Below are 13,052 nucleotides of genomic sequence, written 5' to 3'. Positions count from 1 at the left end.
AGCCCTGCCACAGGCGGGGCTGCAGCCGTGTGCTACCAAACAGCTCAGAGGCTGCCCTTTATAAGTGCGCGATGGTGCTTCGGTAACACCGCAAACGGCGGCTCATCAGGCCGGCGCCCTGGGCGTATCCGAAGGTGACTCGCCAAACAGCGCCCGATAATGGAACGCAAAATGGCTCAGGTGGAAAAACCCCATTTCCACGGCGATCTCACTGACGTTCTGCGCCGCCGCATGGGTGGCGATCAAGCGGCGGCGCACCGCATTGAGCCGCAGGTTGCGCAGGTACTCCACCGGGCGCATCCCGGTCACCGCCTGGAAGCTGTTCTGCAGGGTCCTGCGGCTGACCCGCAATTGCTCGCACAAGTCGAGAATGCTCAAGGGCACATCGGCACTGGCGACGACCAACTCCTGGCAACGCTTGACCAGGTAGGCACTGACGGCAAAATTGCCGCGTCGGCCACGCACCTCATCCGAGGCGTGGCTGAACAGGTCGAGAAAGGCATTGAGCAGAACGTCTTCGAGGACTTTTTCCGAGGCGGGATTGACGGCGTCCGTCTGTTCCAACAGGCGACGAAACAGTGGGTGGATGCGTTGTTGCACGCGGCGCAGTACCACCTCATCCACGCTGACCTGAGACACGTTTTTCAAACGCTTGAGCTGTTCGCTCGACAGTTCGTAGGCCGCCAGCTTGGCGAACCGCACCGTGTCGACATTGGCCGCGAAGAAATGCATGCCCTCCGGGGCGTGCAAGACGAAGTCCTCGCCATCGCGCAACAACACCACGCTCTGAGCGCCCACCTGGTGCCCCTGGACCACCGGCGCACCGCCCAGCGACATGGCAATGCACAAGCGCCCTTTTGGCGCGCAACCGTGCTGCACCACGCGTTTATCCAGCACCTCCTGGAAAATCTGGAAACGTTCGGCGCACACCTGGCGCAACTCGCTGGAAAGACATCCGCGCCCGAGCTGGTCATAGACTTGCTGCCAGCCCAGGATCGAACCGGCGTGTTGCTGAGGATCATTGAAGGTACGGACTTCGGCGAACATGATCATTGGTCCTCGGTGGCCCTGCACTTAACCCTGATGCTACGTAAAGCTGCGTAGAAACTGCATAGGAACTGTGTAGGAGCTGTGTAGGAGCTGTCGAGTGCAACGAGGCTGCGATCTTCCCCCAGACACTTGAATCCCAAGCGAAAGATCAAAAGATCAAAAGATCGCAGCCTTCGGCAGCTCCTACCGGAAAACCAAAGCCAGTTCCATGCCAAGCATGTCCAACCGATACTCGGCGGCCTTGATCTCCAACGGTGCCAACAAAGCGCCGGACAGCACCACCTGGCCCGCTTCAACGCACTGCCCGTCAGCCAGCAAACGCCGCACCAGCCAGCACAGGTTGGACTGGGGGGTGTCCTCGCGCGCCTGGGCGTTGCCCTCGCCACAGGACACCCCATCGCACGCCAGGCGATAGTTCAGGTGGGCCAATCGCTCGGGATGGAACCTGACCCGCGCGCCCAGGCAATACAGCCCCGCAGCGGCATTGTCGGCAAGAAACGCGCCGACGCCGAAACGCCAGCCCTGCCAGCGGCAATCGGCAATTTCGAACGCCGGCGCGACGTCGGACACGGCGGCGAGGATGTCCTCGTCGCTGTAGAAACCGGGCACCAGCGTACGCCCCAGGACAAACGCCAGCTCGATTTCCAACTTCGGCTGGATCAGCCGCGCAAGCGACACCCCACGATCGGGTTCCACCACCATGGCATCGGTCAGCGCGCCCAATACCGGCTCATCAATACCGAAACGGTCCTGGGCGGCGCGGCCGGCGAAGGCCACTTTCCATCCGGTCAAGCGCTCGCCACCGACCTGGCGCCGGCGCAGCGCCTCGCGCTGCAAGGTGTAGCCTGTCGGCAGGTCGACGGCCTCTGGTTCCAACGAAGGCAAGGCGTGCACGGCCTGCGCGGCATCGTGAAGCCGGACCAACAGATGATCTTCACGGCTCATGAGAGTTGCTCCGCCAGTTTGCGCAACACGCCCTCGAGCCGCTCGGGCGTGGTGATCGCGGCCACGAACCGATCCGGCCGCACCACCACGACACAATCACGCACCTTGGCAAACCATTCGCCGAGGCGGTTATCGACGTCCTCGACACAAATGGCCCCGCAGGCAGACAAGGGTTGGTTGCGCCCCACGCCACTGCGCGAGCGATTGATCTGGATGAAGCGCGTCTCCCAGCGCGCCCACCAGGCGGCGGTTTCTTCGCTGAGCGGTTCGCTCGGGTCGACCCGATACCCCAGCACCGCATAGGAATGCCCCAGCACCTCGTCCAGGCGTCGGCGCTGGCCCTGGGCATCTTCGATGGACGGCTGGATGAACAACTGCCCGACCAGATCATCCTCATGCAGCTCGGCGCGCTCGTGATACACCAGGCCCTTGGTGATGGTCGCCTTGGGTTTGAACTTGAACTCCAGCAAGTGCGAACGCAGGTTGTCGACGCTGTTGACGGCCTGGAACAACCAGTCCCGCACCCCCGCCATCAACGGGTTGGTCAGCCCCAGGACGGCGCCCATGTTGTCGGCCAACGCGATGAGATCGGTCGCATGCCCACGGCGCTCCTGGTCGTAGCTGGCCAGGATCCTCGGCGACGCCCGCCCTTGGAGAATCGCGGCGAGCTTCCAACTGACGTTGGCGACATCACGCAAGCCCGAATTGAGCCCCTGCCCGGCCCAGGGCGGGGAAATATGCGCCGCATCCCCCACCAATGCCACACGGCCCTGGACAAAGCGCGCCGCGACCCGGGAATTATGGGTGTAGGCGCGGATCCGGATGATTTCCAGTTGGTCGACCGCGTCGCCGATATGCCCACGGATCAAGTCCCGGATCGTCGCCTCTTCGCACATCCGGGTTTCGTCTTCGCCCTCCAAGAGCATGAACTCCCAGCGCCGTTGCTGATACGGCAGGTAGATGCAGACGAAAGGTCGCTGAGGGTCGGCGTGCAAGGCGGTATACGGTGCATCGAGGGTGTCGTTGGCCGTATCGATCACCACCCATTTGCGCGGGTGGGTCAGCCCCAGCAGTTCGATGCCGAGTTTCTTGCGCACGCTGGAGCGTCCGCCATCGGCACCGATCACGTACTGCGCCTGCAACTGATAGAGCTCGCCCCGGGCATCACGCACCTGCAAGGTCACGCCCTCGGCATCCTGCTCCAGGTCAAGCATTTCATGGCCCTGGCGCAACTCGACACTGGCGTGTTTGCCCAACTGCTCGCGCAATGTCGTTTCCAGCAACTGTTGCATGAAGATGTTGCGCATCGGCCAGCCATAGTTCGCCGTGCTCGGCTTGACCTCGGCGAAACAGACGCCTCGCGCATTGTAGTAACGCAGGGGCACGTTGCAGATCATGTCCCGCGCGGCCAGTTCGGCGATGCCGATGCCCTGCAACACCCGCAACGCCTCGTCATCCATGCCCACCGCGCGGGGATACGGCAGGACGCCGTCAGCCAATTCAAGGACGATGCAGTCGATACCGTACAGCCCCATGTAATGAGCGGCCGTGATCCCGTTCGGGCCGCCGCCCACGATGACAACCCGGGTTTTCTCCTGCTTCATCGTTATTCACCGCTTTGTTGTTGTGGTTGTAGGCATTGGTCGTGCAAGTAATCCATGACGACACGGTTGAACGTATCCTCCTGGTCGTCATGGACATAATGGCTGGCGTCGGCGATCTGCGCTGTATGCACGCGCGGATTGGCCTCCTTCATCGCCTCCAGGATCGCCTCGGGCAGAAAATCGGAGCGCGCGCCCCGGATGAACAGCGTCGGGCAATCCAGCGCCCGGACCGCCGGCCACAGGTCGGTCGGGGTGATGCTCAGGCGCGCCTGGGCAATGCCGGCCTGATCATGGCGCCAGCCGATGCCTGCCGGGGTTTCCTTCATCGAATGGGTCAGCCTGGACGCCAGCCCCTGGGCGGACAGACCGGGACGTGAGCGGCGCCAGAACTGCGCGGCACTTTCCCAGTCGGGAAACGACAGGGGCGTCTGGCTCATCTCGCGACGGATGCGCTCGGCACCGTCGCCGCTGATCGACGAGCCGGGGCCGATGTCTTCGATCACCAGGGCTTGCAGGTGTCCAGGATTGAGCCGGGCATACTCCAGCGCATTGGTGCCGCCGAGGGAATGCCCCACCAGCACGAAACGCTCCAGCCCCAGGTGCTTGACCCAATCCTCCAGATCGCTGACATAGGCTTCGGTCCGGTAGCTGGAAGCCTCTGCCCAGTCGCTGTCGCCACGGCCGCGCTGGTCCAGGGCATGGCAACAGAATCGCTCGCCCAACGCATTGGCCAGGGACGCCCAGGTCTGGGCATAGGCCCGCAGCCCATGCAGCAGCAACACGGGAATGCCTGACGCATTGCCCCACGACAAGTAGTGCAGGCGCATCCCCGAACGATTGGTGAAGAACTGGCTGTTTGCAGACATTCGTTGGCTTCCCACGTCAGCGCACCTCAATACAGGCCGTCATTGCCCTTGACGTCAGCGGCCCGCAGACCACCCAGGCGTGCATGCAAACGCCCGCGCGTGGCGAAGGCCCAGATGATGATCAACTCGTCGGCCGAGGGACCATCGCCGAACGACAGGGAAATGCTGTCGTAATGGGAGCGGACATACAGCGCGTCCTTGTGGGCCAGCGGTACGTCGATGGTCACGCCAGGCCCGCCGCGCTTGCCGGTGGAGGGCACCCAGGACTTGCCACCGCCCAATGCGACACGGATCGGATCCGCCGCCGGATTGGTCAGCAACGCATTGCCGTGCTCGTACTCGCCCTGGCTGCCCACCAGGCACGCCTTGCCGTAACTGACAATCTCATGCTCGCCGGCCAAGGCTTGGATACGCCGACCAAACTCCTGGCCGAGCAAGGGTGACGGTTCTATCAACTCGGCCAGGCTTTCGCTGAAACGTCCGGCGTAAGGGTTGGCGATCACCGCCCCAATGGCGTACTTGAACAGCGGCTCGCCATCGGCCAACTGGCCGGTTTCGTTGGCCAGGGTTTCCTCGACGAAGCTGTACCATTTGCGGATGTGGTAACTGGCGAAATTCGCGGTTTTCATCAGACTTGCCTCTTTAAAGTGGGTCGAGATCGAAATGCCGGCTGGGGGCCCCAGCGGCCTTGAAGCGGGCCTTGCCGCGCTCGTCGTCGTGTTCGGACTCGAGGAAAAACTCCATGCGATTGCCGTCGGGGTCGTTGAAGTACACGCCGTTGCCGATCTCGTGGTCAGTGATCTTCACCACCTCGACGCCCTTGTTCAGCAACATGCCGTAGAGCTTGCGCAGGGTGGTCATGTCACCCGCGATCTCCAGCCCGTAGTGCTGCAACCCCAGGCCGCCCTGGTGGGCGCCGGGCTCTGCGCGGAGCAATGCGATGTCGTGATGCTTGGCACCAAACGCCATCATGATCCAGCTTTCACCCCGGGCGCTTTCATGCATGCCCAGCACATCGGCGTACCAACGGGCCGACACTTCCGGGTCGCTCACGAACAACGACAGGTGAGTACGAACGACTTCGACTTTCATCGCGCGATACCTCAGTTTTTCTTGATGATGGATTGATGCCCGGACTTGATTTGCGCCACGGCGGGGGTCCAGAGCACATCAGCGATTTCACTGAATTCACGCCACTGCTTCTGCCAGCCGTCACCGCCATTTTCGGAAGTGAACAGATGCCCGTACTTGGTGCCGGCGACGATCTGGCGCGGGTCGGCAGGGTTCAAGGCAATCGCCCAGACACAGGAGTTGGGTTGTTGCGGCAGCGGCAGCACTTCCCAACCGAGGGCGGCATCCCGGGAAACCAGGACCTTGCTGGTGGTGCCCGGGGTGCCGTCGGAGATGCTCAGGTAGAGCGTATCCTCGCCGCTCAACGGTGCATTCATGGCGCGCACGTAATACAGACCGAAGGCTTCCCGGGCGACGATGCCGGTCCAGGTCTGCCCCTCGTCGAGGCTGCGGTAAACGGCGTTGACGCACACCACGACGATGACCTTTTGCCCATGGTTGGGCAGGACCACGATGTTGTGCACGTCCGAGTTGAAGTCCCACAGCAAGCGATCATCGACGCGGGTCCAGCTCTCGCCACCGTCACGGCTGTGGAACAGCCCGCCCTCTTCCAGGCCGAACCAGAGCTGGTTGCGGTCCGTCGGGTCGTAGGCGAAAGCCAGCAGGCGTGGACGACTGACGCCATCGCAGAACTCCGGGATCTCCACGGGAGCACGGTCCCAGTGCTGGCCACCGTCGAGGGTGCGCCATAGCACGGCGCGCGAGGGCGCACCGGTGCCCACGAAAATACGCTGTGCATCCTGGGGATCCACCGCCACCTTCCAGACGGTCTGCCCGTTGAACGGCGAATCCACCCGCTGCCAATGGCCGCCGGTATCGCGGCTGATGCACAGACCGACGTCGGTGCCGGCGTAGATCACCTCGGGCGTACCCGGATGGAAACTCAGGGATCGGGTGATCGCATCGAATTCCAGGTCCTGGCCCAGGCCCAGGCGATGCCAGGTACGGCCATCGTCGGCGCTGCGGATCACCGCTTGCCCTACGGTGGCGACCAAAAGGGTTCCGTTACTCATCACTGCTGCTCCTCAAATGAAGATGCCACGGGTCAAGCCGCCGTCGATGCCAATGGATTCCCCGGTCACGGCACCTGCCTTGGGGGATGCGAGGAAACCGATCAGCCAGCCCATTTCGATGGGCGCCAGGGTGCGCCGGATCGGCGTCGCGTCGATGTAGCCCTGCTCCACCTGCTCAGGCGTCTTGCCCTGCTTGACCCCTTCGCGCTCGTACAGCTCCTGGATGTGCGGGGTGTCGACCACACCGGGGTGGATCAGGTTGACGGTGATGCCGGAAGGGCCCAGTTGGTCGGAGAGCGTCTTGGTCATGTGGGCGATGGCCAGGTTGCGCATGCCCGAGAGGACCTTGCTGCCACGCCCGGTCAAGCCACCGATGTTGATGATGCGACCGAAGCCACCGGCCTTCATGTGCGGGGTCACCGCCTTGGCGCAACGGAAATAGCCGATCACCTTGGTGTTGAGGTCCGAAAGCAATTCGTCGTCGCCGGCATGTTCGATGTCGTTGCGCACCACGCCGGACGGTGCCGCGGCGCCGTTGACCAGGATGTCGATGCGGCCAAAGTGCTTGTGGGCCGCCTCGACCATGTCGGACACCGCCGACATCTGGTTGGTGTCACAGTACAGCGGCAGTACTTCGTTGCCGGTCTCGGCGGTGATTTCTTCGGCGGCTTGCTGGAGAAACTCCATGCGCCGCGCACAGATCACCACCTTGCAACCCTCCTGGGACAAAAAGCGCGCGACTTCCTTGCCGATGCCCATACCGCCGCCGGTGACGATCGCCACGCGGCCTTGCAATTCCAGATCCATAGCAGTTCCTCTTGTGATTATTCGGTTCAAGCCAGATCGACGAAGACACTTTTGGTTTCGGTGTAGGCATCGATCACGTTCTTACCCATTTCCCGACCCCAGCCGGACTGCTTGTAGCCGCCAAATGGCGAGGCCGGGTCGACGACGTTCCAGCAGTTGATCCACACCGAGCCGGCCTTCAACTGCGCCGCCACGCGATGGGCGGAGCGCAAGTCACGGGTCCAGAGACCCGCCGCCAGGCCGTAAGGCGAGTCGTTGGCGCGCAGCACCAGTTCATCGATGTCGGTCCAGCTCATGACGGTCAGTACCGGGCCGAAGATTTCTTCCCGGGCGACACAGGCGCGCTCGGCGCGGTCGAGAAACACGCTGGGGCGGATGAAGTGGCCGCGTTCCAGGTGGGCCGGCCGGTCACCGCCGCAGATCAGCTCGGCGCCCTCTTCCTGGCCCCGTTGCAGGTAGCCGCGCACCGTGCCCAATTGCCGGGCCGAAACCAGCGGGCCCATGCTGCTGGCCGGATCCAGGCCTGGCCCCAGCACATGGGCGGCCGCGTGGCGCTGGAGTTCTTCAAGCACCTGGTCGAGGACGCTGGCGTGCACATACAGACGCGATCCGGCGGTGCAAACCTGGCCCTGGTTGTAGAAAATGCCATCGGCGGCGCCTTTGGCGGCCCGGACGATGTCGGCGTCCGGCAGGATGATGTTGGGGGACTTGCCCCCCAGTTCCAGGGAGACCTTCTTCATGTTGCCCGTGGCCGCCTGGGCGATCAGTCGTCCCACCTGGGTCGAGCCGGTGAAGGCGATCTTGTCCACGTCCGGGTGCCGGGCCAGCGGTGCCCCGGTCTGCGCGCCAAGGCCAGTCAGCAGATTGACCACCCCGGCCGGGAAACCGGCGGCCTCGATCAACTGCACCAGGCGAATGGCAACCAGGGGTGTCTGCTCGGCGGGCTTGAGCACCGCGACACAACCGGTCGCCAGCACCGGGCCGAGCTTCCACACGCACATGGTCAGCGGGAAGTTCCACGGCACGATCAATGCGCAGACGCCCACTGGCTCGCGCAAGGTGTAATTGAGCATCGGCGCGCCACTGGAGGGCGACACCGGCAGCGTGCTGCCTTCGATCTTGGTCGGCCAACCGGCGAAGTAACGAATGATATTGGCCGCGCTGGCCGCTTCGCCCCGGGCCGCGCCGATTGGCTTGCCGTTTTCCAGGGTGATCAGTTGCGCCAGCTCTTCGCGGTGCTGGTCGAGCAGTTCCGCCAGGCGAAACAGCAGCAACCCGCGCTGGGCCGGGGACTGCTGCGCCCAGGTCCCCGTGAAGGCCGCGCGGGCGGCAGCGACGGCGGCATCCACGTCGTGTTCGCCACCTTCGGCGACTTCAGCCAGGGTCTGTTCAGTGGCCGGGTTTTCCACGGCAAACCGGCGGCCATCGGCGGCGTCCTGCCAAGTGCCGCCGATAAACAGACGCCCCGGTTGCGACAGGAACTTCTCGACCGCAGGTAACAATTGAATCGGGTTCATATCCGCTCCTTCACAGCGCCATTTCGATCAGGCAAGGACCACCGTCGGCCTTGGCGTTGGCCAAGGCGCGTTGCAACTCACCGTTGGTGTGCACAGTGCTGGCCGGCAAGCCGTAGCCCTTGGCCAGGGCTTTCCAATCGATGCGTGGGCGGTCCAGTACCGTCAGGCTCAGGGCCTCGGGGCCCAGCTCGGTCATGCCGAAGCGGCGCAACTCGTTCTGCAGGATGGCGTAGCGGTGGTTGGCCGCGATCAGGATCACCACCGGCAGTTGCTCGCGGGCGATGCTCCATAAGGTCTGGATGGTGTACTGGGCACTGCCGTCCGATTGCAGGCAGAACACCTTGTTGCCACGCTCGGCCATGGCGGCGCCAAAGCCCACCGGGATGCCCTGGCCGATGGCCCCACCGGTGTTGGTCAGGACCCGATGCCGTGCGGCATGGGCCGAGGCGGTGAAGAACGGATAGCCGCACGTGCCGCCTTCCACCGAAACGATGCAGTCGTCCGGCAACGATGCGGCCAGCACCTGGCCCACCGACTGCGGTGTCAACGCGGCTTCGCCGGGCGGCAGTTCGATACCGGTTGGCGTGGGCACGTAAGCCGGCGCCTCGAGCGCATCGGCCAGCGCAGTGAGCGCCCCGGCAACGTCGTCCCCCACCTCGGCCAGACACAGCAGGCGTTCACGCTCTGCCAGCCGGGAGGCAATGCCTTCGTAGCCGAAGTAGCTGATGGGCTCGGGAACGCCAGCGCAGACCACCGCGTCGTATTGGTCAAGGATCTCGATGGCTACTTCGGGGAAGTAAGGCAGGCGATCCAGGTCTGGCAGGCCACCACCGCGATAACTCAGGCGCGGAAAGGTTTCGGCGAACAGGCGCACGCCCGGCAGTTGCGCCAGGCGCCCCGCCGCTTCCAGGCCGGCGACGGACAAGCCTTGGTCGCCGATGATAAACACCAGGCGCCGACCATCACGCAGTGCCTGGGCGACCGCCTCGATCCGGTCACCGGCAAAACGCCGGACCGGAGCCTGCAATGCCGTGAAGGTTTTCTCGTGCTGCACGGTGTTGGCTTGCAGGTCCATCGGCAGGATCAGGCTGGCGATCTGGCCGTTGGCTTGCCAGGCGGCACGCACCGCCTCCTGGAAATCCTCACCGACGCCCAACGCCGTGCGCGAGGTCCGTACCCACTTGGAAACGCTGCCGGCCAACGCCTGGATGTCACTGGCCAGCGGTGGATCGTAATTGACGTGCCAGGACGCGTGATCGCCGATGACGTTGACGATCGGGGTGTTGGCGCGACGTGCGTTGTGCAGGTTGGCAATGCCATTGGCAAAGCCTGGGCCGAGGTGAGTCAGGGTCATCGCCGGCTTGCCGGCAATCCGGCCGTAGCCATCCGCCGCACCGGTGCATACCCCTTCGAACAAGGACAACACCGGCTTGAGGGCTGGCGCGCTGGCCATGGCTGCCACCAGGGGAATTTCAGTCGTTCCGGGATTGGCGAAGCAGTATTCGATACCGCTTGCCACCGCCGCCTTCACTATCAGTTGCGCACCATTCATTTCCAGCCCTCTTCATCGAGCGTTTGCAGTGGCTGAGATTTATCACACAGCACAATCGACAAAACAAGCTATTTTTCTGCATTAAAATCATATTTTGAGATTAATGCATATTTTGCGAAGGCAAACGACTGAAAATCCGCTTGTATTTCTCAAGCATTGAGTTACCGTGGCGACGCGCTCCTGAGCGAGTGCGCGGGCTTTTCATCAGCGCCGCGGCTACCTATAGTGCTCACCCAACGACCCCCTACGCGCCATTCCCCCCTTTAGGAGCGAAATGAGCAGTCTGAGCAAAATGCTGAGTGTGCTGGACCTCTTCGGCCCGGCCACATTGAAGATCGACCCCGAGACCATCGCCGAGCGCATGGGCCTCTCACGGGCGACCGTGTACCGCTACGTCAAGGACTTGTGCGATGCCGGCCTGCTGGTGCGGGTGGATGCCGGCAGCTATGGCCTGGGGCCACGCATCATTGAGCTGGACTGGATGATGCGGCAGTACGACCCGATCCTCGTGGCAGGCCGCGAGTTGATGCACGAGCTGTCCGACGCCACTGGCCTGGCGGTGTTCGCCAGCGTTTTCTACGACGGCCGAATCATCAATACCTACATCGCCGAACCCAGTGACACCTACCAGTTCTCATTCGGCCGCGGCCAACCACTGCCGTTTTTTCGCGGTGCGCAATCCAAGGTATTGATCGCCTTCCAGAAGGGTCGGCGCCTGCAACGCCTGTTCGAAGAACACCTGGCCAACGACCCCGACAGCGACCATGACTGGGCAAGCTTTTCCAAGGCCACGAAAAAAATCCGCAAGGATGGCTATTGCATGACCCACGACGAACTCAACCTGGGCCTCACCGGTATCGCCGCGCCGATCGTCAACCCGGAGCTCGACGAGGTGGTGGGCAGCCTTTCGGCCGTGGGCAGCACCCACAGCTTCAAACTGCTGCGCCAGGAAACCGTGGTTGAAATGGTGATGGACACCACCCGGCGGATTGCCGAGCGGATGCATACCCTGCCCGCCGTCGGCTAGAAACCGGAGGTGCAGCCATACCAGTGCCCTACGGCGAGGGAGCTAACCGCTCTGGGCCGATTTTCGGGATGACCGCAGGATTTGAATTCCCCCAAATTCCCTGTGGGAGCGAGCTTGCTCGCGATTGCGGTGGATCAGTTGAGATGGATGTTGATTGGGCCGCCGTCATCGCGAGCAAGCTCGCTCCCACAGGGTTTATCGAACAACTCCTGCCTCAGAACGGCACGGCCACTGTCACCTGGCTGTACACATTGGTGCCATTGCCCGTCACTTGATTGCCCCCCGTCGTCGCATCCCGATCCGGCTTGTAGAGGCCGATCAGCGGTGTGACGATCAGATGCTCGTTGACGGCCCACTCGGCATACACATCCAGCTCACGGGCATCCAGGTTCAGGGCGTTGTCTTTACGTACGGTGTTGTAATCGAAGTACAACGCACCGAGGGTCAGGTTCTCCAACGGCGTGGCTGTCAGGCCGACATGATGAATGCCCGTGTTGCTGTTGAAGGGCCCGGCATAATTGCCCGCGACCTCACCCTGGAACCACGTGCCATAACCCGTGCTTTGCCCGGTGAACAGCGAATCCCACTTCTGCGAATAGCGGGTGTAGCGGTACGTCAGCTTGGGTGCCCAGGCGAGATCGGCAAAGGTGTAGCCGGCCTCGGCGTACCAAGCGTTCTGCGGGCCCGCGTCCTTGTCCTGCCAGGCGTATTCGAATGCCAGGCTGGCGTTCTCGATGCCCGCGTCGCCTTCACCACGAATGCTGTAGACATCCATGCCCTCGCGTTGCTTCTGGAAAGCGCTGGCCCACTGGTCGCTCACATCCAGGCCATGGATCCAGGTCAAGCCCAATGTCCCGGCCTTGGCGGTGTAGTCCAGCGTGCCAGCGGCCAGTTCGGTTTCGGCCTGGGCACGGTTGTCGGACTTGAGCCAGACCGCACTGCCATGCAACCCCTCCTGCCCGCCCAGACGCAATACGGCGGTCTGGTCGAAGGCGTGCCGGGCGGCCAGGTAATAGGCACCCCCGCGATTCAAGCGCCCATCGGCAGGCCCTTTGCCCAGGTTCGGCCCGTCATCGTTGATCAAGAACCCCCTGCCCAGCTTGACCACCTGGCGGCCGCCGGAGATATCGACACCGTCCTGCCCCAGCAAAGGAAACAGATCGGCGGAGCGCCAGCCCAGGTAAGCGTCTTCGATCTTCGTGGTGCGCTCGCTGCCCAGTGTATTGCCGGCCGCGTCGCCATCGCCCCAGGTGGCAGAGCTGACCAGGCTGAACGCACCGTAGGCGCTGCCATGGCCGGCCAGGCCCTGGTCGCCGCTGACGCCATACTTGATGAAGCCTTCGCGCCAAGTTGAACCGCCAGGCCTGCCGTCGTAGTTCTTGCGACTGTTGAAGTGGCCGAACACCGCCAGCATGTCGGCGTTGAGGTGAGTGTCGTCATCGGCATACAACGCATAGGCCTGGACCTGACTCGCGGCGCAGAGCGCCAGCGTACAGGCAAGGCCACTGCCGAAAAATTCCATACGCGACAGGTTCCGCAT

12 protein-coding genes are annotated in these 13,052 nt (G+C 63.2%); 1 reads left to right on the top strand and 11 read right to left on the bottom strand.

From position 1 onward, the window contains the following. Positions 1–105: 105 nt before the first annotated feature. From BLQ55_RS20460 to BLQ55_RS20415, 10 genes are all read right to left on the bottom strand, one after another. Positions 106–1,047: a helix-turn-helix domain-containing protein gene (locus tag BLQ55_RS20460; RefSeq protein WP_092256454.1), complete on the bottom strand. Its 942-nt coding sequence runs from the start codon at positions 1,045–1,047 to the stop codon at positions 106–108. A gap of 186 nt (positions 1,048–1,233) precedes the next feature. Continuing rightward, complete coding sequence (locus BLQ55_RS20455; RefSeq protein ID WP_092203625.1) at positions 1,234–1,995, bottom strand: 2-keto-4-pentenoate hydratase; 762 nt, start codon at positions 1,993–1,995, stop codon at positions 1,234–1,236. Further along, positions 1,992–3,599, bottom strand: a complete 1,608-nt coding sequence (locus tag BLQ55_RS20450) for a bifunctional 3-(3-hydroxy-phenyl)propionate/3-hydroxycinnamic acid hydroxylase (protein ID WP_092256408.1) — start codon at positions 3,597–3,599, stop codon at positions 1,992–1,994. The genes BLQ55_RS20455 and BLQ55_RS20450 overlap by 4 nt, the downstream gene beginning before the upstream one ends. A gap of 2 nt (positions 3,600–3,601) precedes the next feature. Further along, complete coding sequence (locus BLQ55_RS20445) at positions 3,602–4,465, bottom strand: alpha/beta fold hydrolase (protein ID WP_092256406.1); 864 nt, start codon at positions 4,463–4,465, stop codon at positions 3,602–3,604. A gap of 26 nt (positions 4,466–4,491) precedes the next feature. Continuing rightward, positions 4,492–5,094, bottom strand: a complete 603-nt coding sequence (locus tag BLQ55_RS20440; RefSeq protein WP_092256404.1) for an amino acid synthesis family protein — start codon at positions 5,092–5,094, stop codon at positions 4,492–4,494. Between the two features lie 13 nt (positions 5,095–5,107). Then, entirely contained in the window at positions 5,108–5,557 is a 450-nt protein-coding gene (locus tag BLQ55_RS20435) for a VOC family protein (protein WP_060742716.1), read from the bottom strand. Positions 5,558–5,568: 11 nt separating this feature from the next. Continuing rightward, a complete protein-coding gene (locus BLQ55_RS20430) occupies positions 5,569–6,609 on the bottom strand; it encodes a VPS10 domain-containing protein (protein ID WP_092256401.1) in 1,041 nt (346 codons plus the stop codon). A gap of 12 nt (positions 6,610–6,621) precedes the next feature. Then, positions 6,622–7,416, bottom strand: coding sequence for an SDR family NAD(P)-dependent oxidoreductase (locus tag BLQ55_RS20425; RefSeq protein ID WP_060742718.1), 795 nt, complete (start codon positions 7,414–7,416; stop codon positions 6,622–6,624). Between the two features lie 26 nt (positions 7,417–7,442). After that, complete coding sequence (locus tag BLQ55_RS20420) at positions 7,443–8,933, bottom strand: aldehyde dehydrogenase family protein (RefSeq protein ID WP_092256398.1); 1,491 nt, start codon at positions 8,931–8,933, stop codon at positions 7,443–7,445. A 10-nt stretch (positions 8,934–8,943) separates the two neighbouring features. Beyond that, a complete protein-coding gene (locus BLQ55_RS20415; protein ID WP_092256396.1) occupies positions 8,944–10,485 on the bottom strand; it encodes an acetolactate synthase large subunit in 1,542 nt (513 codons plus the stop codon). Between the two features lie 274 nt (positions 10,486–10,759). Between BLQ55_RS20415 and BLQ55_RS20410 the strand changes: the two genes are divergently transcribed. After that, on the top strand, positions 10,760–11,512 hold the full coding sequence (locus BLQ55_RS20410; RefSeq protein ID WP_092256394.1) for an IclR family transcriptional regulator: 753 nt from the start codon (positions 10,760–10,762) through the stop codon (positions 11,510–11,512). Positions 11,513–11,726: 214 nt separating this feature from the next. Here BLQ55_RS20410 and BLQ55_RS20405 read toward each other — a convergent pair whose 3' ends face one another. Further along, the gene (locus BLQ55_RS20405) at positions 11,727–13,052 is read right to left on the bottom strand and encodes an alginate export family protein (RefSeq protein ID WP_092256389.1); all 1,326 of its coding nucleotides are present in this window, start codon (positions 13,050–13,052) and stop codon (positions 11,727–11,729) included.

The organism is Pseudomonas sp. NFACC13-1 (assembly GCF_900104425.1).
In the GTDB taxonomy this organism is placed as follows: domain Bacteria; phylum Pseudomonadota; class Gammaproteobacteria; order Pseudomonadales; family Pseudomonadaceae; genus Aquipseudomonas; species Aquipseudomonas fluorescens_AA.
This window is presented reverse-complemented; position numbering and strand designations above follow the sequence as displayed.